The sequence below is a fragment of the Pseudomonas sp. NPDC087626 genome (assembly GCF_044743405.1).
In the GTDB taxonomy this organism is placed as follows: domain Bacteria; phylum Pseudomonadota; class Gammaproteobacteria; order Pseudomonadales; family Pseudomonadaceae; genus Aquipseudomonas.
Genome location: NZ_JBIUWJ010000008.1, coordinates 146,338 through 171,800 on the forward strand (window position 1 = coordinate 146,338; position 25,463 = coordinate 171,800).

The following is a 25,463-nucleotide window of genomic DNA, read 5'->3' on the forward strand; positions in this document are numbered from 1 at the left end:
AAGGAGTCTGACGTGAAGGTCTGCGCAATAGGGTGGATGGAGGCCGCGGCATGATCGGTGCCGAACTGCTGTCACCGTTCACCCTCACGGTAGGGTGGTTGCTCTACGTGCCGGTGTTGCTCTGGGCCATCGCGCGCGCGCCCTGGGTCGAACTGTTCAGCGACAGTCGACGCCAGCACCTGCTGTTCGGCACGGTGTTCGCATTGTTCCTGCTCTGGCTGGTGCGGCGCGACTTCGACACCGGTGTGTCCTATCACTTCATCGGCATGACCGCCGTGACCCTGCTGCTCGACTGGCCGCTGGCGATCGTCGGCGGGCTGGTCGCCCAGGTCGGCCTGGTGTTGCTGGGGCGCCAGGACCTGGCGGCGATGGGGGTCAACGGTGCCTTGCTGATCCTGCTGCCGGTGCTGGTCACCGAAGGCTGCGCATTGCTGGTGGAGCGCGCGCAACCGCGTAATCCGTTTGTGTATATCTTTTGCTCGGGGTTTTTTGCCGCCGCCTTGTCGGCGCTGCTCTGCCTGTTGCTGGCGTTGGGCGTGCTGTGGTTCGACGAGCGTTTTGCGCTGCCGGAATGGCTCGAGGATTTTGTCGGCTACCTGTGGCTGATCATCTTTCCCGAAGCCTTTATCAACGGCATGGTGATCAGCGCCCTGGTGGTGTTCTGCCCCGAGTGGCTGGAGACCTTCAACCGCACCCGTTACCTGTCGGCGCCGTGGAAGGACGATGACAAGTCTTGATCCTTATCAACAGGTCGCTGGACAGACGCACCTATGCTCCGAGAAATCCTCAGGAGCAGCCGCATGAGCGTTTACCAGTGGGCGAGGCAAGAGTTGCGCGACAGTCTGGCGTCGGCGGAGGCGGCCGGTTTTGAGCCGGGGTTGAGCCTGCGCGCCTTGCTCAGCGCGGTGGTCGAGGAGAGCAAGGGAGTGCGCAGTGTCGAGGACCTGGCCGATGAACTGCAGTTCCTGGCCGAGAACCTCGATGACAGTGCCGACTACAGCTTCATGCGGCCTTAGTGGCGCGGTTCGAAGTCTTCGCTGAACAGATCGTCTTCCGCGTCCGGGCTGACCGGGATCTTGTGTTCTTCCGAGGCCCAGGCGCCGAGGTCGATGAGTTTGCAGCGGTCCGAGCAAAACGGCCGGAAGGTGCTGCTGGCGCTCCATTCCACGGGGGCGCCGCAGGTTGGGCAGGTGACGACAGGGGGTTGGCTCATGACTGGCCTCCACGCAAAGTTAGGTAAAAGTTATGCAGGCGTTCGACTTCGCTGTGCAGCCAGGCGAGGTCGCGGTCATTGACCAGCACATCGTCGGCATGGCGGATGCGCTCCTGACGGCTGGACTGCGCCTTGAGAATCGCCTGGACCTGCTGTTCGCTGGTCTGGTCGCGCTGCAGGGTGCGTTCGATCTGCAGTTGTTCGGGGGCATCGATCACCAGCACCCGTTGGGTCATGGAGTACTGCCCGGACTCGATCAGCAAGGGTGATACCAGGATCGCATACGGCGATTTTGCGCGCGCCAGGTGCGCGGCAATTTCCTCGGCGATCAATGGATGCAGGAGCTTTTCCAGCCAACGGCGCTCCTCGGGGATTTCGAAGATCAGCTTGCGCAGTGCTGCCCGATCCAGTTGGCCGTCTGCCTGCAACACGTCGTCACCGAAGTGCTGGGCAATCTGCGCCAGTGCCGGGCGGCCGGGCTCGACCACCCAGCGCGCAGCATGATCGGCATCCACCGCATGGATACCGAGGTCGATGAAATGCTGGGCCGCCGCGCTTTTGCCACTACCGATGCCACCGGTGAGGCCGAGAATCCAGGGTTGTTCCACAGGGGTATTCATTGCAAACCGACAAACTGCCAATAGAAGTCGGTTATTTGACCACCCCAGAGCATGGCAATCCAGCCGGCAATTGCCAGATAGGGACCGAAGGGGATCGGCGTCGAGGTTTTCGCCCGTTTCCAGCGCAGCCAGAGCAGTCCGCTGACCGCCCCCACCAGCGAGGCCAGCAGGATCGTCAGCGGCAAGATCTGCCAGCCACCCCAGGCCCCCAGTAGTGCCAGGAGCTTGAAGTCGCCATGGCCGATGCCTTCCTTGCCGGTGATCAACTTGAACAGCCAATACACCGTCCACAAGCTCAGGTAGCCGGCTACGGCGCCCCACACGGCGTCCTGGAGTGGCACGAACAGTTCGAACGCGTTGACGATCACCCCCAGCCACAGCAACGGCATGACCAGTACGTCGGGCAGTAACTGATGGTCGGCGTCGATCAGGCACAGGGCCAACAGGCCCCAGCTCAACACCAGTAGCCCCGCGGCCTGCCAGCCAAACCCCAGGTGCCAGGCGATAAAGCCCGAGAGCAGCGCGCAACTGAGTTCGATCAGCGGGTAACGGGCACTGATCGGAGTTTTGCAGCTAGCGCAGCGCCCGCGCAGCATCAGGTAGCTGAGCAGTGGAATATTCTCCCAGGCGCGCAGTGGATGGCTGCAGTGGGGGCAATGGGAGTGGGGCAGCATCAGGTTGTAGGTGGGGCCTGGGGCCTCGCCAGGCAACTCGAGGATCTCCCGGGCCTGCTGGCGCCAATCTCGAGCGAGCATGCTTGGCAGGCGCCAGACCAGGACGTTGAGAAAGCTGCCGACCACCAGCCCCAGCCCGAGGGCCAGGATCATGAAGGCCGTCGGGGAGCTGGCGAGAAATTCATTCAAGGGCATGTTCAGATCGCCGTACCAAGTTGGAAAATGGGCAGGTACATAGCAATCACCAGCCCGCCGACGATTACCCCAAGTACAGCCATGATAAGGGGTTCCAGCAGGCTGGTCAGGTGATCGACCAGGGTCTCGACGTCGTCTTCATAGTAGCTCGCGACGTTGCCGAGCATGTCGTCCAGCGCCCCGGATTCTTCGCCAATCGCGGTCATCTGGATCGCCAGGTTGGGAAATACCCCGCTGTTGCGCATCGCCACATGCAACTGCATGCCGCTACACACGTCCTGGCGGATCACCAGCACTGCCTGTTTGAAAACCCGATTGCCCGTGGCTCCGGCCACCGAATTCAAGGCCTCCAGCAGCGGCACCCCGGCGGCGAAGGTGGTCGATAACGTGCGCGCATAGCGGGCGACCGCCGACTTGCGCAGCAGGGGGCCGACCACCGGCAGATCCAGCCAGCGCGTCTGTAGCCAGTCGCGAAACCTCGGGGAGCGGCGTTGGGTCTGGTGCACCCCCAACGCGGCAGCGAGCAGCCCACCTAGCAGCAGCCAGCCGCTGTGCCGGAGGAATTCGGCAAGCCCGATCACGCTGCGGGTCAGTGCCGGAAGCTCGGCACCAAAACCCTGGAACATCACTTCGAACTGCGGCACCACCTTGAGCAACAGGATAGCGCTGACGATCACCGCGACCAGGAGCACCGCCAGCGGGTAGGTCATGGCTTTACGCACCCGCGCCTTGAGCCGTTGAGTTTTTTCCCGGTAACTCGCCACCCGCTCCAGCAAGGTGTCGAGGGCGCCGGCCTGCTCGCCGGCGTCAATCAGGTTGCAGTAGAGCTCGTCGAAGTGTTGCGGCTTTTTGCGCAGGGCGGTGGTCAGGCTGCTGCCGGCCATCACGTCCTGTCTCAAGTCCTCCAGCAGGCCCCGCATGCGTGGGTTGTCGAAGCCTTCGGCGATGATGTCGAAGGCCTGCAGCAGCGGCACACCGGCCTTGAGCATGGTCGCCATTTGCCTAGTGAAGAGCGCGATATCCTGGGCAGTAACCCGTTGGCCAGCGCTGAACAGGGGGGCGAATTTTTTGCGTACCTTGCCCGGGATGATGCCGCGCTGGCGCAACTGGGCCTTGATCAGGGCCGGAGTCTGCGCGCTCGATTCGCCGGACATTTTGCGGCCTGTTCTATCGGTGCCTTGCCAGGCGTACAGGCTGACCTTTGCTGCTTTGACCGCCATGACTCAATCCTTGATGACCTGTCGGGTGTTTGCCGGCGGACGCCGCGGCAAATCTGGCCTGCGCTGCAAAGCCTAGCCAAGGCCGGACGCTGTGGGCGCGCGCTGCAGTGACAAATAGTGTCAGTTAGTGCGGTTTTGCAAAGCCTTGGATGCGCGAAACCAGGTTTTGCTGCCCGGTTTGCAAGGGCTGGCGGACTTGGCATGGGCTGTGCGTTATCTGCTGCCGAGCATGAGCCTTCGCCTCATGCAGAAAGGGAGTTGTAGCGATGAAGGGACAAAGGGGATTCAGCCTGATCGAACTGCTGGTCGTGGTGGCGATCATTGGCATTCTGGTCACGGTGGCGTTGCCGCTGTATTCCAAATATCAGGCGCGGGCCAAGGTCACGGCCGGACTGGCCGAGATCTCGGCGCTCAAGGTGCCATTCGAAGACGTCATCAACCAGGGGGCTGATCCGACCCTGGAACGACTCGGCGCCAGTGAGATCACCAGCCATTGCACCGTCTCGGCGGCGGGCAGTGGTGCTTCCGGGCTAGGCAGCCTCGGCTGCACCCTGGTCAATGCGCCAGGCCCGGTGCTCAACCGCACCCTCACCCTTTCACGCACCGAGGCGGGCGGCTGGAGTTGCGCGACCACGGTAGCTGCGGACTACTCCCCCAAAGGCTGTACCACCAGCGAGGGCTGATTCCGGCAACTTGCATGTCGAGAATGTCCGGGTCATGCAAATTGCATGATTCCGGGTTTTTGATTATTTTTTAAGTTATTGATAATTAAGGAGTTATTCCGAAGGTCAAAGTTGGCACAGCGTTCGCACTATTACCGGTAACCCTGCTGAGAAGGCAAACAGCAGACTTTCTGGAAAAACAGGAGTTACCCGTATGAAGAAGTTCGCTATCGCTACCGCAACTGCTACCGCTCTGACCCTGACTCTGGCCAACGCAGCTTTTGCGCAGACCACCCAAAACACCCAGTCGCCAATGGTGCTGGCTGCCGGTGAAGTGACCGAGGCGAAGGAAGCGACTTCCGACACCTGGATCACCACCAAAGTGAAGGCTGACCTGGTCACCGAGAAAGGCATTCCGGGTACCGATATCAAAGTCGAAACCAACAAAGGTGTGGTATCGCTGTCTTCCACCACTGCGGTGACCGAGTCGCAGAAAGCCACTGCGGTGAAAATCGCGAAAAACATCAAGGGCGTCACTGCCGTATCGGCTGACGGTCTGAAAGCCGAGTAAGGCGCAGGCTTCTCGCCTGGACTGGGAGAAGAAGCGGCAGGTGAGCCGAGTCATGCACCTGTCGCGACTCTAGTGTTCATGCGACCGACCACAGGGATGTGGTCTCCACAGGCCCCGACATTCGTGTCGGGGCCTGTTTTATTGGGCTGCGATAAAGTTGCGCGAGCCTTGGTTATTCAGCGTCCAGGTGCAGCGGCGTGATGACCCGGCCATCACTTTCGGCCTGACCCAGGTTGGCATCGATGAAGTACACCCGGTCATCGGCCAGTTGGCCCTTGTCCACCAGGTAGTCCTTGATGCTGCTGGCGCGGTCCTGGCCCAGTTGACGCAACAGCACATCGCTGCCCGCCCAGAACGTGATGACCCCTTCACGCATTTTTGCGGCGCGCTCTTCCTTGCCCAGGTCCTTCCATTCAGCCGGTGGTTGGGTTTTTAGGCGAGTGCGGTAGATCCCTTCGAGCAACGGGGTTTTTTCCCCTTCCGGGACTTCCAGCAATGAAGCCTGGGCCGGTACCTTGTCGCCGCGACGCTGGAGAATCTTGTAATAGTTGTACTGGTACTCGCGCTCCAGGCGCTGCTCGGCAATCAACGGGCCGTCACTGCTTTGCGCGGCGGTGCCTTCGATTTCCAGGCGCAGGGCCGGGCGCTCCTTGAGGGCGCTGGCCAGTTTGACCAATGCGCCCTCGGCGTCCTTGCTCAGTTCGCTGGAGCCCGGTGCGAAGGACACGGTACCCAGGTCTTCGGAACCGCCGCCGGCGACCAACCCGCCGATCAGTTTGAATGGCGCAGCTGCCGCTTTTACGATCAGGTTGCGCAGGGTTTGCCAGACAATCGGCATCACACTGAACTGGGGGTTGTTGAGGTCGCCAGTGACCGGCAGTTCGATGGAAATCTTGCCGTCGACGTCCTTGAGCAAGGCCACGGCCAGTTTCAGCGGCAGGCTGACCGCATCCGGGCTGTCGACTTTCTCGCCCAGCTCCAGCTGCTCGACCACCACTTTGTTATCCGCCTTGAGCTGGCCCTTGGTGATCCGGTAATGCAGGTCGAGATTGAGGCGACCCTTACGGATCCGGTAGCCGGCGAATTTGCCGGAGTAAGGGGTCAGGGTCGTCAGCTCGACTCGTTTGAAGCTGGTGGCGATATCCAGTGCCGCCATTGGGTCGAACGGATTGACGCTGCCCTTGATGGTCACCGGGGCGTAACGGTCGACCTTGCCTTTGACGTCCACCGAGGCCGGCTTGGCCTGGCGACTGTCGATGGTGCCGATCTGGCCATTGAGTTGTTGGATCGCGGTGGCGAAGTTCGGCGTCAGGCTGAAGTCGGCAAAGTTCGCCGAGCCGTCGTTGATCGCAATGCCACCGATGTGAATGCCCAGCGGCTTGTCCTGGCTGGTGGCAGGTTTGCCTGCCGTGGTTTTCGCCGTGCTGTCGGCTGGCTGCGGGATCAGCAGGTCGTCGACGTTGGTGGTCCGGTCATCGTTGATCATGAACCGCACGTAGGGCTGCTGCAGGTTGATTCGATTGATCGACAGGCTGTCGCCGTGCTGATAGTTCAGCCCTTCGACCATGACCTTCTGCCACTTGAGGAAATCACGGGATTTGAGGGTGTCGAGGGTGTGCAACTGGTCGACCTGGGCCTTGCCGGTGACGTTGAAGGCCAGGGGCTCGGTGCTCTTGAGATTGACGGCCAGGTCGCTGCCGAGCATCCCGGAGCGCAGTTCCAGAAGAATGAACGGGCTGATGTAGGACTGGGCGACCCGCAGGTCGATGTCCCGGGTCTGTACATTGAGCCGGGCGCTGACCGGGGCCAGGTTGACTTCGCCGTCGGCCATCAGCTTGCCTTGCTTGCCCACGCCGGTATCGAGCTTGAGGGTAAAGGGCGAGCCATTGAGACTGTCGAAATTTCTCAGGTCCAGGTTCAGCGGGCCGACCTCCAGCGCCACCGCCGGTTTGACTTGGCGATCGGCCAGGTGCACCTGGTAATTGCGCAGCTCGACATCCTTGAGCAGCACCTGCCAGGGTTTGCTCGGCGCAGCGGGCTCGGGTTTAGGTGAGTCGGCCGCCGCCGGTGCATCCACCGCTTCGGCCTTGACCGCCGGCTTGGCTGGCTGGCTGGCGAACAGCTTCTGCCAGTCGAGTTGGCCATCGGCTTCGCGGGCGGCCCAAGTCTCCAGTTTCTGGCTGCGGATCTTGCCGACAATCACTTGTTGCTTGGCCAGGTCGATGCTGGTTTCGCTGATGTCCAGGCGTTCGAGACGGGCGAGCGGCCGGCCATCCGGGGCCTTGATGGCAAAGGGGGCGATGCTGGCCGAGGTGTTGCTCAGCAGCAGTTCGGTTTCCTTGGACAGGTTGAGCTTGTAGTCGGTGCTGAGGCTGACCGTGCCTTCTTCAAGTACCAGTGGCAGCGCGTCGCGCACATAGGGCCAAAAGGCTTTCATCTTGCCATCGGTGATTTTCAAGCTGCCTTCGGACGTGATGGGCACCAGGCTGATCTTGCCGCTCCAGTCGATCTGGCCACCGGCCGGACCAATCGCCACCAGGTTCATGTCGGCATTGTCTTCCGGCAAGGTGCTCAGGTTCTTGAGCTCGAAATCCAGTTTGTCGTAGAGGAATTCGATGGGTTCGCTCGGCCGCAAGTCCTGGAAGTGGATGTAGCCACGGGCCAGGTCGATACGGTCGATGCGCAGCGGGAAGGGCTTGGCCTCGGGGTCGGCCGGCGTCGGTTCACTGGCCGGCAACTTGAACAGCTGGGTGAGGTTCAGGGTGCCGTCCTTGCTGAACAGCACCGAGGTTTTTGGCTTGTCCAGTTGCACATCGGCCAGGTGCAAGGCGCGGGTCCAAAGGCTGTCGATCTGCAGGTCGGCGTACAAACGCTCGAAGCCGACGTGCTCCTTGCCAGGCTCGCCGATGTTCAGGCCCCACAAGGTCAGCTCCAGGCTGAAGGGGTTGAACTCGATGCGTTGGATGCTGGCTGGCACCGCTGCGTAATTGGCCAATTGTTGATTGGCGATCCGCAAGGCGATACCCGGCAGAATCAGAAAGCCCAGCAAGCTGTAGAGGGCCAGAGCAGTCAACAAGGCGCCGATGGCGCGAATCAATCCTTTGGGCATGTGTGGCTTCATCTGTCTGAATCGGAGTGCCTTGGAGTATGGCATGCGATTCTGGTTCCGAAGCAATGACCTCGATCAGGATTATTCAGATTCCGGCGCCGCGACTCAGAGCTGCAGGATCAGGGTCTTGAGTGGTGGTTGCTGATCCATCGACGGGAAATCGGCGGCTGGCGGCAACACTGTGCATTCGCGCACCGGGCGCCCGGCCTTCTCCGCGCACCGTAGGACTTGCTCACGCCAGTCGTCCATGCTGACTTTCGCCAGGTTGTTGCAGCAGATCAGTACGCCATTGTCCGCGGTGCTGAGCAGCGCCGGTTTCAGCAGGCTCTGGTAGTCGCGCAGCAGGTCGACGGTGCCGAACGCGCTTTTCGCCCAGGCCGGTGGGTCGAGCAACACCAGGTCGTACTGGCGCTGTTCCAGGCGTGGATAGCTGGGCAGCTTTTGCCCGCGGCGCTGGCTGATCGGCAGGCCGGCCAATTGACGGATTGCCGGGAAATAGTCGGACTGGACGAACTGCATGCTCGGCAACTGCGGATTGAGCTGGCCGTTTTCCCGGCCTACCGCCAGGTTGCCCTCGGCGAAATCCAGGTTGCACACTTCGCGCGCGCCACCGGCGGCGGCACTCAGGCCGACCCCACAGGTGTAGGCGAACAGGTTCAGCACACTCTTGCCCTGGCTGTGTTGCTTGACCCAGCCACGGGCATTGCGCAGGTCGAGAAACAGCAGCGGATCCTGCCCGGCGTGGCGCCCGCGCACCCGATAGTTCAAGCCCCACTCGTGGCCGACCATGTCTGCCAGTGCGGCTTCGTCGGCGCGGTACACAGTGTCTTCCCGGTCGATGCGCGAATTGCCCCGGGAGCGGTCGTTGTAGACCAGCAGGGTGTCGAGGCCCAGCTGTTGATTGACCGTGGCGTGCAACGCCAGCAGGTCGTCGCGCTCCAGCGCCTGGTGAAAGCTTTGCACCAGCAACTGCGGACCGTAACGGTCGACGGTCAGGCCGCCGGCACCTTCCTGGCTGCCATGGAACAGGCGGTAGCAGTCGGTACCTTGCTGGTGAAGCTCGGCGAGCAAGTCTTGGCGATGATCGAGGGCGGCGCGCAGCGCCTGATTCAAGGAAGACATGCGTAGCGCCTTGCAGGGGGAATTGGGCGCGAGAGTTTAACAGCTATGGGGCTTCTCTGGAGGTGCGAGCACGTTTGCTCCCGGACCTACAACAGCCCCATACGTCGCTTGGCGCGCTGCACCGAGCCATTACGCACCGCCCAGCGCAGCATCGGCGCACTGCGGTTGATGCTGGCGCGGATCAGTTGGCGTTGCAGTGCGCTCTGGCTGACGTCGAGCATGGCGCTGGCCCAGTCCGGCAGCAGGTCGATCCCGGCCTGCATCATCAGCCCGCCGAAAGGTTTGGCGAGACGACTGGGGGCGGGGGCGTTCAACAGCAGGCGCAATACTTCCCGACTGCGTTCGTCGCACAGCAGTTGTGGACGGATCCGTTGCAGGTAGTCGGCGACTTGCTGGCGCGAACGCGGCACCTCACGGGCGCCCAGGCGCTCAGCGACCAGCGCGATCTCGGCGTAGTAGCGGTCCTGGTCGGCGCCTGAGAGATGCGGATTGCGGTAGCGCAGGTGAGCGGCGAGAAAGTTGCTGACTTCGGCCACGTGCACCCAGGTCAACAGGTCCGGGTCGCTGGCGGCGTAGGCTCGGCCATCGGGGGCGGTGCCGACCACTTGCAGATGGATGGTGCGGACTTTTTCGATCAGCCACTCGGCGTCCTGCCGTGAGCCGAAGGTGGTGCCGGAGATGAACTGCCCGGTGCGGCGCAGGCGCCCGAGCATGTCCTGGCGAAAGTTCGAATGGTCCCAGACCCCGGCCAGCGCCAGCGGGTGCAAGGCTTGCAGCATCAAGGCACTGATGCCGCCGATGAGCATGCTGCTGAAGTCCCCGTGGACCTGCCAGCTCACCGAGTCGGGGCCGAACAGGCCGGGATCGCCCTTGGGGTTCTCCAGGTCGAGCTTGCCCAGGGACAGTCCGCTCAGGCTCATGATCTGGGTTTCAATGCGGGTACGGATGAATTCCATGACAACTCGTTGGCAACAGCAGAAAAAGGCTGCGGCCCACCGGCCGCAGCGGACTCATTGATTCAGGCGCTTGTCGATCAGCCCCGCGACCACACTCGGGTCAGCCAGGGTCGAGGTGTCGCCGAGGCTGTCGAGTTCATTGCAGGCGATCTTGCGCAAGATGCGTCGCATGATCTTGCCTGAGCGGGTTTTCGGCAAGGCCGGCGCCCACTGGATCAGGTCCGGCTTGGCGAAGCTGCCGATTTCCTTGCTGACATGGGCCAGCAATTGTTGTTTCAGGGCTGCGTCGGGCTCGATGCCGTTCATCGGGGTAACGAAGGCGTAGATGCCCTGGCCTTTGACGTCGTGGGGGTAACCGACCACCGCCGCCTCGGCAATGCTGTCGTGCAGCACCAGGGCGCTTTCGACTTCGGCGGTGCCGATCCGGTGCCCGGAAACGTTGATCACATCGTCGATGCGCCCGGTGATCCAGTAATCGCCGTCCTCATCCCGGCGAGCGCCGTCACCGGTGAAGTAGTAGCCGGGGTAGGGCTTGAAGTAGGTATCGAGCATTCGCTGCGGGTCGCCGTAGACGCTGCGGATCTGCGCCGGCCAGCTGGAGTTGAGCGCCAGTACGCCACTGCCGGGGCCGCTGATTTCCTGGCCTTGCTCATCGAGCAGCACCGGCTGTACACCGAACATTGGTTGTGTGGCGCAACCGGGTTTGATCCGTTGTGCGCTGACCAGCGGGCTGAGCATGATGCCGCCGGTTTCGGTCTGCCACCAAGTGTCGACGATCGGGCAGCGTTGTTCGCCGACGGCATTGAAATACCATTCCCAGGCTTCCGGGTTGATCGGTTCGCCGACGCTGCCCAGCAGGCGCAGGCTGCTGCGCGAGCTGTCCTGCAAGGGCGCGGAGCCTTCACGCATCAGGGCGCGCAACGCGGTGGGGGCGGTGTAGAAGATGTTGACCTGGTGTTTGTCGATGACGTGCCAGAAACGCGAGCTGTTGGGGTAGTTGGGCACGCCTTCGAAGATCAGGGTGGTGGCGCCGTTGGCCAGCGGGCCATAGACGATGTAGCTGTGGCCGGTGACCCAGCCGACATCGGCGGTGCACCAGAATACTTCGCCGTCGCGGTAGTCGAGCACGTACTTGAAGGTCATCGCTGCTTGCAGCAGATAGCCCCCGGTGGTGTGCAGCACGCCCTTGGGTTTACCGGTGCTGCCGGAGGTGTAGAGAATGAATAGCGGGTCCTCGGCGTCCATCGGCTGGGGCGGGCACTGTGCGCTGGCATCGTGCACGGCCTGGTGAAACCAGAGGTCGCGGCCCTCCTGCCAATTGACCTGGCCCTGGGTGCGCTGGACCACGATCACCGTACCGACAGCGGGGCAACTGAGCAGGGCCTGGTCGACGTTGTGTTTGAGCGGCACTCTCTTGCCGCCGCGCACGCCTTCGTTGGCGGTGATGACTGTGCGGCAGTCGGCATCGAGGATGCGGTCGCGCAGCGAGTCCGGGGAAAATCCGCCGAACACCACCGAATGCACGGCACCGATGCGCGAGCAGGCGAGCATCGCGTAGGCGGCTTCAGGGATCATCGGCATGTAGATGCACACCCGGTCGCCTTTTTTCACGCCGCGGCTTTTCAGCACGTTGGCCAGGCGGCAGACGTGGTCATGCAGTTGTTGGTAGGTGATCTGTTGCGAGTCAGCGGGGTCGTCGCCTTCCCAGATGATCGCGGTCTGTTGACTGCGTGTGGCCAGGTGACGGTCGATGCAGTTGTAGCTGACGTTGAGCTGGCCGCCGACGAACCATTGGGCTTGGCCAGTCTTGATATCGCAGCGCTGGACGGTCTGCCAGGGCTGGGACCAGTCGAGAAATTGTCTGGCCTGTTCGGCCCAGAAGCTATCGGGATGATCGATGGACTGGCGGTACAGGCGTTGATAGTCGTCCTGACTTAATTGCCCAGCCCGGCGGACGGCATCGGCTTTGGGGAATGTGCTGATATCGAACATGACGGTTCCTTATTCTTGTCTTGGCCACAAGAGATAAAGATGCGCCGAGTGATCAATGGGTTCAAGTCATGCGCTAAAACGCCTGTGGGAGCAAGCTCGCTCCCACAGGGGTAGTAGCGGGGCTTCAGATCAGCCGCGGTGACGCCCGCGGAAGTAGTTGATCAAGCCCTGGGTCGAGGCATCGTCGGCGGGGGCTTCTTCGCTGCCCACCAGGCGGTTGTAGACGCCTTTGCCCAGTTCCTTGCCCAGCTCCACGCCCCATTGGTCGAACGCGTTGATGCCCCAGATAACGCTCTGCACGAAGACCTTGTGTTCGTACATCGCGACCAGTGCGCCGAGGCGTCGTGGGCTGATGCGCTCGACCACCAGGGTGTTGCTCGGACGGTTGCCCGGGATCACCTTGTGCGGCGCGAGTTTCTCGATCTGCTCTTCGCTCATGCCCTTGTCACGCAGCTCGGCTTGCGCTTCGCCCAGGGTCTTGCCGAGCATCAGCGCCTGGCTTTGCGACAGGCAGTTGGCGTACAGCCACTGATGGTGGTCCGCTACCGGGTTGAAGCTGACGATCGGCACGATGAAATCGGCCGGGATCAGTTGGGTGCCCTGGTGCAGCAACTGGTGGTAGGCGTGCTGACCGTTGCAACCTACGCCGCCCCAGATCACCGGACCGGTATCGGTGGACACGGGCGTACCGTCCTGGCGCACGCTCTTGCCGTTGGATTCCATGTCCAGTTGTTGCAGGTGCTTGGTGATGTTGCGCAGGTAGTGGTCGTACGGCAGGATCGCGTGGCTCTGTGCGCCCCAGAAGTTGCCGTACCACACGCCCAGCAAGGCCAGCAGCACCGGCATGTTCTGTTCGAACGGTGCGCTCTGGAAGTGCTGGTCCATGGTGTAGGCACCGGACAGCAGTTCCTTGAAGTTGGACATGCCGATCGCCAGGGCAATCGGCAGGCCGATGGCCGACCACAGCGAGTAACGACCGCCAACCCAGTCCCACATCGGGAAGATGTTTTCTTCGCGAATGCCGAAAGCCACGGCGGCCGCGTTGTTGCTCGAGACCGCGATGAAGTGGCGATACAGCTCGGCTTCCGAGCCACCCTGGGCCAAGTACCAGGCGCGAGCGGCCTGGGCGTTTTTCAGGGTTTCGAGGGTGTTGAAGGATTTCGAAGAAACGATGAACAGCGTGGTCTCGGCGCGCAGCTTCTGGGCCAGTTCGTGGAACTCACTGCCGTCGATGTTCGCCAGGTAGTGGCAGCGCACGCCTTTCTGGGCGTAGGACAGCAGGGCTTCGGAGACCAGCTCCGGGCCGAGGAACGAGCCGCCGATACCGATGTTTACCACGTCGGTGATCGGTTTTTCAGTGTAGCCGCGCCACAGGCCGTCATGGATACGCCCGACCATGTCGGTGATCTGGTTCAGCACCTTGTGCACTTCCGGCATCACGTTGACGCCGTTGACCGACAGCTTGTCGCCCACCGGACGACGCAGGGCAGTGTGCAGCGCTGGGCGGCCTTCGGAAGCGTTGACGATTTCGCCGCTGAACAAGGCCTTGATGGCGTCCTGCAGGCCGGCTTCATTCGCCAGGCCCACCAGCAGGTTGCGGGTTTGCTCGTTGATCAGGTTTTTCGAGTAGTCGAGGAACAGCCCACAGCTGCTCAGGGTGAATTGGGTGAAACGCTGCGGGTCGGCATTAAACGCTTCACGCATGCTGAAATCCTGCATGGCTTGGCGGTGATCATTCAGCGCCTGCCAGGCTGGCAGAGCGGTAACGTCTTGAGGGTTGCGGTAGTACGCCATCGCTGCGGGTTTCCTTTTACTTGAACTGCCTTTAGGACACTGAAAAGCCCGGAACATCCTGCCGGGCGGCAGATATTATCCGGTAAAACTACGAAGACATGATTAAAAAACGCAGGCCGACAACAGTAAACCTTGAGGGGGGTATCTGTCTTGGCTTTGTGGTGGGAGCGAGCTTGAACTGGTCAGCTTGCTCGCGATGAGGTCGTCAGATTCTATATCTCATTGACTGACATGCCGTCATCGCGAGCAAGCTCGCTCCTACAGGGGGGGGCGTGCGGGGTTTAGGCGGGGGTATCGAGGTTCAGGTGCAGGTTGTCGATCAGGCGGGTGGTGCCGAGGAAGGCAGCCACCAGGATCACCAGGTCGCGATCTTCGGGGGTCGCCGGGCGCAGGTTTTGTGCGTGGCGAATCTCCAGGTAATCAGGCCGCAATCCGGCCGCTTCAAGTTGCTTGAGCTGCGCCTGGAGCAACGCCGGATAATCGCGTCGACCTTGCTCAATGGCGTCGGCAATGCCTTTGAGGGTGCGATACACCACGGGTGCCACGGCCCGTTGTCGCTCATCGAGGAAGCCATTGCGCGACGATAGGGCCAGGCCATCGGCGGCGCGTACAGTCGGCTCGCCAATGATCTGGATCGGCATGTTGAGGTCATGCACCAGTGCGCGGATCACCGCCAGTTGCTGGAAGTCTTTCTGGCCGAACACTGCGAGGTCCGGCTGGACCATGTTGAACAGCTTGCTGACTACCGTCGCCACGCCTTCGAAATGCCCGGGACGGCTGGCGCCGCACAAGCCTTCTGCCAGGTTGGGGACACTGACGCGGGTCTGGCCGGACATGCCGTCGGGGTACATTTCCCCGACGGTCGGCGCAAACAGCAAGTGGCAACCGGCTTGCAGCAGTTGTTCCTGATCGCTAGCCAGGGTCCGCGGGTACTTATCCAGGTCTTCGCCCGCACCGAACTGCAGCGGGTTGACAAAGATACTCGCGACTACGAAATCCACCTGCTGGGCGGCCTTGGTGACCAGGGCCATGTGGCCGCTGTGCAGGTTGCCCATGGTCGGGACGAAGCCGATGCGCTTGCCTTCGCTGCGCGCGCGGGCGACCGCGGCACGCAGTTCAAGTACGGTGTTGACGGTGATCATGCAGAAAATCCGTGTTCAGCACCCGGGAAGGTCACGGCTTTGACTTGCGTGACGTAAGCGCTGAGGGCCGCCTGGATGCTCTCTTGGCCGGCCATGAAGTTCTTCACGAACTTGGGCGCACGGCCGGTCAGCGACAGGCCGAGCATGTCGTGCAGCACCAACACCTGGCCGTCGGTACCGCTGCCGGCACCGATGCCGATCACCGGGATCTTCACCGCCTGGGAAATTTCCAGGGCCAGTTCGCTTGGCACACATTCGAGCAACAGCATCGAGACACCGGCCTGTTCCAGGGCAATGGCGTCGGCACGCATCTGCCGTGCCTGGTTCTCGTTGCGACCCTGGACCTTATAGCCGCCCAGGATGTTCACCGCCTGCGGTGTCAGGCCCATGTGCGCGCACACCGGAACCCCGCGCTCGGCCAGCAAGCGAATCGAATCGGCCAGCCACAGTGCACCTTCGACCTTGACCATGTGCGCGCCGGCCTGCATCAGCTGGGCGCTGTTGATCATGGTTTGCTCGGTCGTCGCATTGGCCATGAACGGCAGGTCGGCGAGGATCAGTGCATCAGTGTTGCCGCGCTTGACGCAGGCCACGTGGTACGCCATTTCGGCCGTCGTGACGGGCAGGGTGCTGTCATGGCCTTGCAACACCATACCAAGGGAGTCGCCCACCAGTAACACTTCAACACCGGCCTCATTGCAGGCGTGGGCAAAAGTAGCGTCGTAGCAGGTCAGCATGGTGATCTTTTCACCTTTCTGCTTCAGGGACTGCAGGGTGGTGAGAGTAATAGCTGGCATGAAAAGGATCCTCGTTCAGGCGCTTGGAAAACTACTGCGAGTAACGCGCGTGATTCTTCATGGACTCAGGCGCACGGTCTTTTGTCGTGCTTGAAAAGCCTGGATTGCGCCCTTGGTGCCGGGTTGGCGGCAGCGGGACGCCTATAGTCGTGATGAGAACTCGGGAAGTCAATTGGATGTGTTACCGCCTGGGTGTTACCGGCGTTACTGATGCGATTCAGCAGAGTGCGGTGCGCTCTGTAGGATTAATCGCCGGTGGCCAGGCGATCCAGGCCGACAAACGGGCAGGCTGCCAGCAGGTCGCTCAAGCGACGGCCGTCCGCCAGTTCCAACTGGGCGGGGGCCAGCTCAGCCAGGGGGTAGAGCACAAAGGCCCGTTCCTGCATCTGGTAGTGGGGGACCTTGAGGCGTGGCTCGTCGATGAGGCGGTCGCCGAACAGCAGGATGTCCAGGTCGAGGGTGCGCGGGCCCCAGCGCTCAAGGCGTTCGCGGCCTTGCTGGTTTTCGATGGTTTGCAGCGCATCGAGCAGCTCCAGGGGCGCGAGGGCACTCTCCAGCGCCGCTACGGCGTTGGTGTAGCGAGGCTGGCCTGGCAGCAGGGAGTCGCTTTGATAGAAGGCCGAGACCCCGGTCAGTTGAGTCTTGGGCAGCTGCGTCAACGCCTGTACAGCGCTGCGCAGTTGCTCTTGCGGGGCCGCGAGGTTGCTGCCCATGCCGATGTAGATGCGTTCCATCGACTTACTCGCCTGAAGCGCTCGTGCCGTCAGCGGCACGTTTGCGCTTGGCACCACCGGTGCGGCGACGTTTGCGTGGGGCTGCGCCGGCACTTTCATCCTTGCCGCTGAGGTCGCGAATCATGTCCCGGCGTTCGCTGTCGTTGGCGTCCTGATAGTCCGTCCACCATTCGCCCAGGCCGTTGGTCTGTTCGCCGGCGCTTTCGCGCAGCAGCAGGAAGTCGTAGCCGGCACGGAAGCGTGGGTTGTCCAGCAGCAGGTCGGCGCGTTTGCCGCTGCGGCGGGGCAGGCGTTCCTGCATGTCCCAGATCTCGCGGATCGGCATGGTGAAACGTTTGGGAATGGCAATCCGTTGGCACTGCTCGGCGATCAGTTCGTGAGCGGCTTCCTGCATGGCCGGGATCGGCGGCATGCCACGGTCCTGCAAGCGCAGGACCCGGGCCGGCAGCGCGGGCCACAGCAGGGCGGCGAACAGGAAGGCTGGGGTCACCGGCTTGTTCTGCTTGATCCGCAGGTCGGTGTTGATCAGCGCTTCACTGATCAGGGTGTGGGTATAGGTCGGGTTGTGCTCCAGTGCATCGGCGCTGGCCGGGAACAATGGATCGAACAATTGCAGGTCGACCAGCATTTCAAAGGTGTCAGCGGCATGCCCCGAGAGGAACAGCTTCAACACTTCTTCGAACAGGCGTGCCGACGGGATTTCCCGCAGCATGGGGGCCAGGTCGCGGATCGGTGCGGCCGTGTGCTTCTCGATACCGAAGTTCAGCTTGGCGGCAAAACGCACCGCTCGCAGCATGCGTACCGGGTCTTCCTGGTAGCGCTGGGTCGGGTCGCCGATCAGGCGGATCAGGTGGTTGCGAATATCGTGTACGCCGTTGGCGTAGTCGAGGATGCGCTCACTGACCGGATCGTAGTACAGGGCATTGATGGTGAAGTCGCGACGTTGCGCGTCTTCTTCCAGGGTGCCGTAGACGTTGTCGCGCAAAATGCGCCCGCTTTCGTTACGCGAGGACTGGTTGCTGTCTTCCTCTTCGTCGTTTTGCGGGTGATTGGCGCGGAAGGTCGCCACTTCGATGATTTCGCGGCCAAAGTGGATGTGCACCAACTTGAAGCGACGGCCAATGATGCGCGCGTTTCGAAACTCGGCGCGAACCTGTTCTGGTGTGGCACTGGTGGCGACGTCGAAATCTTTGGGCGTGATGCCAAGCAACATGTCACGCACACAGCCACCGACCAGGTAAGCCTGGTAACCGGCGTTCTGCAGGCGCTCGACGATATTCACTGCGTAACGGCTGAATTGGCCCTTTTGCAGCGAATGTTGGCCGCTGTTGAGCACTTCAGGCGTGCTGCGAATGTGTTGCGTATGACGCTTGGGAGAACGGAATGACTGGAACAGCTTCTTCAGCATGGGATGCACTGTTTGAAGGAATGTTCGGCCATAACCAAGAATGACCGCATGATGGGCCGGGATTCTAGCATTTAGTCGAGGGATGGTGTAGGAAGCTGCGCGGTTCTCTGTAGCAGCTGTCGAGCCATGCGAAGCAGCGTTCGCCGGCGAAGCCGTCGTGAAGGCGGGAATTGTGCAGTGTCAGTCGGCTAAACGGCAGAAACTACAAGGGGAGCCGAAGCTCCCCAAGAAGTAGTTGCGTGCTCTATTTTTATTATGGGTTTCGGGCTTCTTGTTTTTGTGTCGCGCCCATGTCATGAGGTTTTCCCTGCATGACCCTCCCAATCGGGAGCCAAGAGCAAACGGATTGCTTTGATCGCTGTGTTGCAATGATCTATCGATCCAACCAGTTCAGGCTCTGCCTTAGGGCAGTTTTTGTTGTTCTCGGCCTGGTTGTGGGGCAAGCCCCAAATACAACGCCTCTCCAAAAGAATCAGTTAGCTACGCCTCTCGCCGTCTTGTTTTTATTGTGCGTGAGTCGATTCGTCTTATTTTTATTGTCTTGTGCATTGCTTGTTATTGTTCTTGTACCAAACATATAGCAGAAGCCGTGCCAACTTTTGCGATCCCCAGTAAAACAAGGGGTTAGCCAGGCAGAGGGCTTTATTCGAGGCGAAAAAAAACCGGGGTTTCGTTACCTTAAGCCCCGGCTTTTGTTACGAAAAAAGCTGCGGTAACAGTTTTTTCACATTTTCAGCTGTTACCTGCACAGTCGACAGGTAACGTTCAGCCCTCGCTGGTTACCCCGGTCTTGCGCCGCGGGATACCCAGGCGTTGGCGGCGTTCCCACAGGCATTTTCGGCTGACCCCCAGCTTGCGGGCCAGTTCGGTTTCCGTCATGTGGTCCTGGTGTTCGAGGACGAAGTGCTGGAAGTAGTCTTCCAGGGACAGGTCTTCGGTCGGCTCGTGGCTGGCGTTGCTGGTGCTGCCCTGATGCGGTGCCAGGCCAATGAATTCGTCTTCTTCCAGGTCACTGAGCTCGATGTCGATGCCCAGCAGCTCGGCAGAGATTTCTGGGCTCTCGCACAGGATCACGGCACGCTCGACGGCGTTTTCCAGTTCGCGCACGTTGCCTGGCCAGCTGTAATGACGAATCGCCTGCTCGGCGTCAGGGGCGAATTTCAGGTCGGTACGATTGACCCGCGCACTCTGGCGTGCAAGGAAGGCATTGGCGATTTCGTTGACGTCGGCACCGCGTTCGCGCAATGCCGGCAGTTTCAGGGCGATCACGTGGAGGCGGTAAAACAGGTCTTCACGGAACTGGCCGATTTTCGCCAGGCTCTTGAGGTCGCGGTGAGTAGCCGCGATCAGGCGCACGTCGACTTTTTGCGACTGCACCGAGCCGACACGGCGGATCTCGCCTTCCTGCAATACGCGCAGCAGGCGCGCCTGGGCTTCCAGTGGCAGTTCGCCGATCTCGTCGAGGAACAGGGTCCCGCCGTCCGCCGCTTCCACCAGGCCGGCACGTCCGGCGCTGGCACCGGTAAAGGCGCCTTTCTCGTGGCCGAACAGTTCGGACTCGATCAGGCTTTCCGGAATGGCCGCGCAGTTCACCGAGATCATCGGCGCCTTGGCACGCTTGGACAGGTTGTGCAGGGCGCGGGCCACCAGCTCCTTGCCGGTCCCGGACTCACCCTGGATCAGCACATTGGAATCGGTTGGCGCGACTTTGCGGATCTTGCTGTAGAGGTCCTGCATCGGTGGGCAGGAGCCGATGATGCCGATCTCGCCGTTGCTGTTGTCGAGCCCTGGCTTGTCGCTGCCATTGGCGACCTTGCCGGCCGGTCGCTCATTGGCGGTGCTCTGTGCCGTCTGTCGGTCACGCAGGATGCGTGCGACGGCCTGGAGCATTTCGTCGTGGTCGAAAGGCTTGGCGATGTAGTCCACCGCGCCCATCTTCATCGAGTCCACCGCCGAGCGCAGGCTGGCGTAGCTGGTCATGATCAGCACTGGCGTGCCCTGGCCGAGCTTGATCAGTTCAGTCCCCGGAGCGCCGGGCAGGCGCAGGTCGCTGACAATCAGGTCGAACGTGGGAATGCTGAAGCGTTCTTGTGCTTCCTGCACTGAACCGGCTTCGCTGACCTGGTACTGGTTACGTTCCAGCAGGCGGCGCAAGGCGGAGCGGATAATGGTTTCGTCTTCGACGATCAAAATGTGCGGCATTGATTCGATTCTCTCGACGGTCTCAGTTCACAGCGGACGTCGCTTCGACATGACGCGGTAAGGTCACCCGGATACGGGTGCCGCGTTGGCTTTGGATGTCAGCCGGGCTGTCGATGGTGATTTGTCCATAATGCTCTTCAACGATGGAATAGACCAGTGCAAGGCCCAGACCGGTGCCTTCGCCAGGATCCTTGGTGGTAAAGAAAGGTTCGAACAAGCGGTCCTTGATGTTCGCCGGGATGCCACTGCCTTCGTCTTCCACGATCAGGTCGACCGTGTGTTCGCTGGCTTCGCTTTTTACCCGCACCGCACTGCCGGCCGGTGTTGCATCGCGGGCGTTGGACAGCAGGTTGATCAGGACCTGGGCGAGCCGCTGTGGGTCACCCACGACCCAGTGCTCGGGATCGCACAGGTTGAAGAACTGCACTTCGAAGTTGCGTCGGTTCAGCGCCAGCAGACCAATGGCATCCTGCGCCACCTCGGCCAGGCACACCGGCTCGTCATTGTGCTGGTGGCTGCCGGCGTGGGCAAAGCTCATCAGCGACTGCACGATGCGTGACACCCGCTTGGTCTGCTCGAGAATCTGTCCGCTGATTTCGGTCAGTTCGCCATCTTCTTCCCGCTCTTCGCGCAGGTTCTGCGCCAGGCAGGCGATGCCGGTGATCGGGTTGCCAATTTCATGGGCCACGCCGGCCGCCAGGCGACCGATGCTCGCCAGGCGTTCGGAGTGCACCAGTTTGTCTTCGAGCATCTGGGTTTCGGTCAGGTCCTCGACCAGCAACACCAGGCCACTGTTACCCGGCGCCAGCGGTTCGTCGATGGCCGCCTTGTGCAGGTTCAGCCAGCGGGTCTGGCCGTCGAGGGCCAGGTGCTGTTTGTGCAAGTGTTCGTCGGGCAGGTTGATGAAACCTTGCAGCAGTTCCTTCCACGGCTCGCCCAGGGTGCTCAGGCGTGAACCCACCACGCGCTGCGCGGCAATGCCGGTCAGCTCTTCCATGGCTTTGTTCCACATGAGGATTTCCTGGTCCTTGGCCAGCGAACAGACGCCCATCGGCAATTCTTGCAGGGTCTGGCGGTGGTAGCGGCGCAGGGCGTCGAGTTCGGCGGCAAGGCCGGTGAGGCGCGAGTGATAGTCCTCGAGCCGGCTTTCGATGAAGTGAATGTCTTCGGTGACATAGTTTTCGCCGCCGGCCTTGTAGGGCAGGAAGGTCTCGACCATGTCTTGCGCCACGCTGGGGCCCATCAGGCCGGAGAGGTTGGCCTCGATGCGGTCGCGCAGGCGGCGCAGGGCATAGGGCCGACGTTCATCGAACGGCAGGTACAGATCGCGCAGGGCTTGCTCGACTTCCTTTTGCGCGGCCTTGGCACCCAGGGGCTTGGCCAGTTGGGTGGCGAATTCCTGGGGGGAGGCGGCATGCAGCTCGCGTCGTTGCGGGCGTCGCACGTTGTCCACGGCGCAGGCTTCGGCAGCGCTGGCTTCCTCGGTGCTGGCATTGGTGAATAGCGAGATCAGGGTGAACATCAGCACGTTGGCCGCCAGCGAGGCGATGGCCGCCATGTGCCAACTGGTGTCGTCGAGCACGTAGATCATGTTCAGCAGCGGGATATAGAACCCCTGCAGATTGCCCACCAGCGGCAGCAGCATGGTCACCAGCCAGACCAGGATGCCTGCCAGCAACCCGGCGATGAAGCCGCGTCGGTTGGCAGTCGGCCAGTACAGCACCGACAACACGCCCGGCAGGAACTGCAAGGTGGCGACAAAGGCCACGATGCCCAGGTTGGCCAGGTCCTGCTCGGCGCCCAGCAGCAGGTAGAACCCATAACCGGCCATGATGATCGCGACGATCAGCGCGCGGCGGGTCCATTTCAGCCAGCGGTAGATGTTGCCTTCGGCGGGCGGCTGGTACAGCGGCAGCACCAGGTGGTTCAAGGCCATCCCGGACAGCGCCAGGGTGGTGACGATGATCAGGCCGCTGGCAGCGGAGAGCCCGCCGACATAGGCCAGCAGGGCCAAGGCCTTGCTGTTGGCGGCAATGCCGATCCCGAGGGTGAAGTATTCCGGGTTGGTGGTGGCGCCCAGTTTCAGCCCGGCCCAGAGAATCAGTGGCACGGCCAGGCTCATCAGCAGCAGGAACAGCGGCAGGCCCCAGCTGGCACTGACCAGGGAGCGCGGGTTGAGGTTTTCGGTGAAGGTCATGTGGTACATGTGCGGCATCACGATCGCCGAGGCGAAGAACACCAGCAACAGCGTGCGCCATGGACCTTCTTGCAGTGGTGTGTGCAGGGCGGCGAGGGCGGTCTGGTTCTGCAGTAGCCACAACTCAAGCTGTTGCGGACCGTCGAACACACCGTACAGCGCGTACAGGCCGACGCCACCAATGGCGATCAGCTTGATCACTGACTCGAAGGCAATGGCGAACACCAGGCCCTCGTGTTTCTCCCGGGTGGCAATGTGTCGCGAGCCAAAGAAAATCGTGAACAGGGTGATCAGCGCGCAGAAGCTCAACGCCACGCGATGCTGCACCGGCTCGCGAGTGAGGATGCCGATGGAGTCGGCCACGGCCTGGATCTGCAGGGCCAATAACGGCAACACGCCGATCAGCATGAATATGGTGGTCAGCGCGCCAGCCCAGGTACTGCGAAAGCGAAAGGCAAACAGGTCGGCCAGGGACGACAACTGATAGGTGCGGGTGATCTTCAGGATCGGATACAGCAGCACCGGTGCCAGCAGGAACGCGCCGGACACTCCCAGGTAACTGGACAGGAAACCATAGCCGTACTGATAGGCCAGGCCGACCGTGCCGTAGAACGCCCAGGCGCTGGCATAGACCCCAAGCGACAGGGTGTAGGTCAGCGGGTGGCGAATGATCGCCCGTGGGATCATTCCACGTTCGCTGATCCAGGCAACGCCGAACAGCACCGCCAGGTAGGCGGCGCTGATCAGGATCATCTGGGTCAGGCTAAAGCTCATCGGCATCTTTTTGGCTCTGCAGGATGAAGGTCACGACGATCAGGATCAGCCACAGCAGATACGGGCGATACCAGGCGCCAGTGGCGTCGATCCACCAGTCCATGATGGCGGGGGAGAACAGATAGATCCCCACTACCAGCAGCAGGACCAAGCGATAGATGTACATCCCGGCCTCTCTTTATTGTGTGCGTGCCCGAAAACGTGCGGCGATGGTAACGGATGGGCGCCAACCTGCAAGCTTAGTCAGCGTAATAACGCTTCGGGCAGGCTCGGCGTGCGCGGGATCCGCGTCGCGTCCCAGTGGATGCTGCCCCACTTGAGCACTTCGGCCGGCGTCGCATCGTCCAGGTCGGCAGGCGGCGTTTGCCCCAGGGCTCGCAATGCGCGCAGCAACAAGGGCGTGGCCTGGTCTGCGCGCAGCGGAGGCGAACGGTAGGATTTGCCCAGCTTGTTGCCATCGGGTTGGGTAATCAGGGGCAGGTGCAGGTAGCGCGGTTGGCGCAAGCCGAGCAGTTCCTGCAGATACAGCTGGCGCGGGGTGGAGTCGAGCAGGTCGGCACCGCGCACGATGTCGGTGATGCCTTGCCAGGCATCGTCGAGCACCACGGCCAATTGATAGGCGTAGAGCCCGTCGCGGCGACGTATCACAAAATCGCCGACCTCGCGACCCAGGTGCTGGCGGTATTCGCCTTGCACACGGTCATTAAAATGGTATTCGAGCTCTGGCACACGCAGTCGGATCGCCGCGTCTTCACTCGGGTGGCCGGCGTTGCGGCACAGGCCCGGGTAGATGCCGTGATAGGGCTCCAGCTGTTTGCGCGAGCAGGTGCAGGCGTAGGCCAGGCCGTGGTTGAACAGTTGATCGAGGACCTGGGCGTAGGCGGCGTGCCGTTCGCTCTGGCGAATCATCGTGCCGTCCCATTCAAAGCCGTAGCTTTCCAGGGCCTTGAGAATCGCCGCCTGGGCGCCGGGTTCTTCCCGGGGCGGGTCAAGGTCTTCCATGCGCAGCAGCCAGCGCCCACCGACCGAGCGGGCGTCGAGGTAGGAGGCCAGGGCGGCGACCAGCGAGCCGAAGTGCAGGTGGCCACTGGGTGTTGGGGCGAAGCGCCCGATGTAGTCGGGGGGTGTTTTGGCAGTCATGGAGACGAAGCTACTTTTCAGGCTATACGCAGGTCAACCTGTAGGAGTGAGCCTGCTCGCGATAGCGGTGTGACATTCAACACCGATATTGACCGACCCACCGCTATCGCGAGCAGGCTCACTCCTACAAAAGGCAAAAGGCAGAAACAAAAACGGAGCGTTCGCACGCTCCGTTTTTCGTTCAGGTCGAGATTACTTGCCGACCTGCTTTTCCTTGATTTCCGCAAGGGTCTTGCAGTCGACGCACATGTCGGCAGTAGGACGTGCTTCGAGACGGCGAATGCCGATTTCGACGCCGCACGACTCGCACCAACCGTACTCTTCGTCTTCGATCAGTTGCAGGGTCTTGTCGATTTTCTTGATCAGCTTGCGCTCGCGGTCGCGGGCGCGCAGTTCGAGGCTGAATTCTTCTTCCTGGCTGGCACGGTCGGCCGGGTCAGGGAAGTTGGCCGCTTCGTCTTTCATGTGGTCAACCGTACGGTCGACTTCCTGCATCAAGTCCTGTTTCCACTTGTTCAGGATCTTGGTGAAGTGAGCGCGCATGGGCTTGCCCATGTACTCCTCGCCCTTGGACTCAACGTAGGGTTCGAAGCCGCTGATCGACTGATTTGCCTGTTGCTTTGCTTGGGTGGGCATGAAATGGACCGCCTCTACTCTTGTAATCCATTGCGCAGGATTGCTCCATCACCGACACCTGCCGGCCCTGCGGCTGCAAGCGGGCGAACTTACCAGATCAAATCAGGCCGCGCTACTCCCTCATGTCGAGGCTGCGGCCCGTAAGCCTTGCAAAGGGTTGCAAAGCCTGGTCTGGCGGCTCTGGAGACCTGATCAAATATTGATTTTAGTCAATCCTGCGCCTTGCGTATGGGCTCTATGACACATGAACCTTGGTCTTGTGACCGCATTAGCTTCTCGCTCGTTCCTGGCCTTGGGTAGAATCG

22 protein-coding genes are annotated in these 25,463 nt (G+C 61.6%); 4 read left to right on the plus strand and 18 right to left on the minus strand.

Translation table 11 applies throughout. The features are described from left to right. Window positions 1-50 precede the first annotated feature (50 nt). Both ACIOVD_RS09390 and ACIOVD_RS09395 read left to right on the plus strand, forming a co-directional pair. Window positions 51-737, plus strand: coding sequence for an energy-coupling factor ABC transporter permease (locus ACIOVD_RS09390; protein ID WP_095166540.1), 687 nt, complete (start codon window positions 51-53; stop codon window positions 735-737). A gap of 63 nt (window positions 738-800) precedes the next feature. Continuing rightward, window positions 801-1,016: a hypothetical protein gene (locus ACIOVD_RS09395; RefSeq protein WP_095166542.1), complete on the plus strand. Its 216-nt coding sequence runs from the start codon at window positions 801-803 to the stop codon at window positions 1,014-1,016. Here the strand turns inward: ACIOVD_RS09395 and yacG are convergent. Genes yacG through ACIOVD_RS09415 form a run of 4 tightly spaced genes read right to left on the minus strand, consistent with a single transcriptional unit; the run spans window position 1,013 to window position 3,922 of the window. Then, a complete protein-coding gene (gene yacG, locus ACIOVD_RS09400) occupies window positions 1,013-1,213 on the minus strand; it encodes a DNA gyrase inhibitor YacG (RefSeq protein ID WP_095166544.1) in 201 nt (66 codons plus the stop codon). The two genes, ACIOVD_RS09395 and yacG, sit on opposite strands and share 4 nt — an antisense overlap. Next, window positions 1,210-1,833, minus strand: coding sequence for a dephospho-CoA kinase (gene coaE / locus ACIOVD_RS09405; protein ID WP_401127276.1), 624 nt, complete (start codon window positions 1,831-1,833; stop codon window positions 1,210-1,212). Before coaE ends, yacG begins: the two co-directional genes overlap by 4 nt. Next, window positions 1,830-2,702, minus strand: coding sequence for an A24 family peptidase (locus ACIOVD_RS09410; RefSeq protein WP_159998017.1), 873 nt, complete (start codon window positions 2,700-2,702; stop codon window positions 1,830-1,832). The genes coaE and ACIOVD_RS09410 overlap by 4 nt, the downstream gene beginning before the upstream one ends. A gap of 2 nt (window positions 2,703-2,704) precedes the next feature. Further along, entirely contained in the window at window positions 2,705-3,922 is a 1,218-nt protein-coding gene (locus ACIOVD_RS09415; protein ID WP_401127278.1) for a type II secretion system F family protein, read from the minus strand. Between the two features lie 266 nt (window positions 3,923-4,188). Here ACIOVD_RS09415 and ACIOVD_RS09420 point away from each other — a divergent pair, with 266 nt between their 5' ends. Together ACIOVD_RS09420 and ACIOVD_RS09425 are read left to right on the plus strand one after the other, a co-directional pair. Next, window positions 4,189-4,605 (plus strand): pilin, encoded by a 417-nt coding sequence (locus ACIOVD_RS09420; protein WP_095166551.1) that lies wholly within the window; start codon window positions 4,189-4,191, stop codon window positions 4,603-4,605. Between the two features lie 193 nt (window positions 4,606-4,798). Beyond that, entirely contained in the window at window positions 4,799-5,155 is a 357-nt protein-coding gene (locus ACIOVD_RS09425) for a BON domain-containing protein (RefSeq protein WP_095166553.1), read from the plus strand. 172 nt (window positions 5,156-5,327) lie between these two features. On the opposite strand, the gene ACIOVD_RS09430 is transcribed toward ACIOVD_RS09425, so the two are convergent. The 14 genes from ACIOVD_RS09430 to dksA all read right to left on the minus strand — a co-directional run bounded on the left by ACIOVD_RS09430 (window position 5,328) and on the right by dksA (window position 25,158). Then, window positions 5,328-8,276, minus strand: coding sequence for a DUF748 domain-containing protein (locus tag ACIOVD_RS09430; protein WP_401127281.1), 2,949 nt, complete (start codon window positions 8,274-8,276; stop codon window positions 5,328-5,330). A gap of 93 nt (window positions 8,277-8,369) precedes the next feature. Then, entirely contained in the window at window positions 8,370-9,386 is a 1,017-nt protein-coding gene (locus ACIOVD_RS09435; RefSeq protein ID WP_095166557.1) for a class I SAM-dependent rRNA methyltransferase, read from the minus strand. A gap of 86 nt (window positions 9,387-9,472) precedes the next feature. Further along, window positions 9,473-10,342 carry an oxygenase MpaB family protein gene (locus ACIOVD_RS09440; protein WP_095166559.1) on the minus strand — a complete coding sequence of 290 codons (870 nt, stop codon included), beginning with the start codon at window positions 10,340-10,342 and terminating at the stop codon, window positions 9,473-9,475. A 54-nt stretch (window positions 10,343-10,396) separates the two neighbouring features. Then, window positions 10,397-12,334, minus strand: coding sequence for an acetate--CoA ligase (gene acs, locus ACIOVD_RS09445; protein ID WP_401127283.1), 1,938 nt, complete (start codon window positions 12,332-12,334; stop codon window positions 10,397-10,399). Window positions 12,335-12,463: 129 nt separating this feature from the next. Next, the gene (gene pgi, locus ACIOVD_RS09450; RefSeq protein WP_095166563.1) at window positions 12,464-14,128 is read right to left on the minus strand and encodes a glucose-6-phosphate isomerase; all 1,665 of its coding nucleotides are present in this window, start codon (window positions 14,126-14,128) and stop codon (window positions 12,464-12,466) included. Between the two features lie 281 nt (window positions 14,129-14,409). After that, complete coding sequence (gene panC, locus ACIOVD_RS09455; RefSeq protein WP_401127285.1) at window positions 14,410-15,270, minus strand: pantoate--beta-alanine ligase; 861 nt, start codon at window positions 15,268-15,270, stop codon at window positions 14,410-14,412. Beyond that, a complete protein-coding gene (gene panB, locus ACIOVD_RS09460; RefSeq protein ID WP_159998007.1) occupies window positions 15,267-16,067 on the minus strand; it encodes a 3-methyl-2-oxobutanoate hydroxymethyltransferase in 801 nt (266 codons plus the stop codon). Before panB ends, panC begins: the two co-directional genes overlap by 4 nt. Before the next feature lie 245 nt (window positions 16,068-16,312). Next, the gene (gene folK, locus ACIOVD_RS09465) at window positions 16,313-16,801 is read right to left on the minus strand and encodes a 2-amino-4-hydroxy-6-hydroxymethyldihydropteridine diphosphokinase (protein ID WP_401127287.1); all 489 of its coding nucleotides are present in this window, start codon (window positions 16,799-16,801) and stop codon (window positions 16,313-16,315) included. A 4-nt stretch (window positions 16,802-16,805) separates the two neighbouring features. After that, window positions 16,806-18,209: a polynucleotide adenylyltransferase PcnB gene (locus ACIOVD_RS09470; RefSeq protein WP_095166571.1), complete on the minus strand. Its 1,404-nt coding sequence runs from the start codon at window positions 18,207-18,209 to the stop codon at window positions 16,806-16,808. Between the two features lie 765 nt (window positions 18,210-18,974). Then, window positions 18,975-20,411: a sigma-54 dependent transcriptional regulator gene (locus tag ACIOVD_RS09475; RefSeq protein WP_095166573.1), complete on the minus strand. Its 1,437-nt coding sequence runs from the start codon at window positions 20,409-20,411 to the stop codon at window positions 18,975-18,977. Window positions 20,412-20,433: 22 nt separating this feature from the next. Further along, window positions 20,434-23,388 carry a sensor histidine kinase gene (locus ACIOVD_RS09480; protein WP_162530212.1) on the minus strand — a complete coding sequence of 985 codons (2,955 nt, stop codon included), beginning with the start codon at window positions 23,386-23,388 and terminating at the stop codon, window positions 20,434-20,436. Next, entirely contained in the window at window positions 23,372-23,548 is a 177-nt protein-coding gene (locus ACIOVD_RS09485; RefSeq protein ID WP_003176118.1) for a hypothetical protein, read from the minus strand. The genes ACIOVD_RS09480 and ACIOVD_RS09485 overlap by 17 nt, the downstream gene beginning before the upstream one ends. Window positions 23,549-23,625: 77 nt before the next feature. Continuing rightward, the gene (gene gluQRS / locus ACIOVD_RS09490) at window positions 23,626-24,522 is read right to left on the minus strand and encodes a tRNA glutamyl-Q(34) synthetase GluQRS (RefSeq protein ID WP_401127290.1); all 897 of its coding nucleotides are present in this window, start codon (window positions 24,520-24,522) and stop codon (window positions 23,626-23,628) included. A gap of 192 nt (window positions 24,523-24,714) precedes the next feature. Then, window positions 24,715-25,158, minus strand: a complete 444-nt coding sequence (dksA, locus tag ACIOVD_RS09495; protein ID WP_095166579.1) for an RNA polymerase-binding protein DksA — start codon at window positions 25,156-25,158, stop codon at window positions 24,715-24,717. Between the last annotated feature and the right edge of the window lie 305 nt (window positions 25,159-25,463).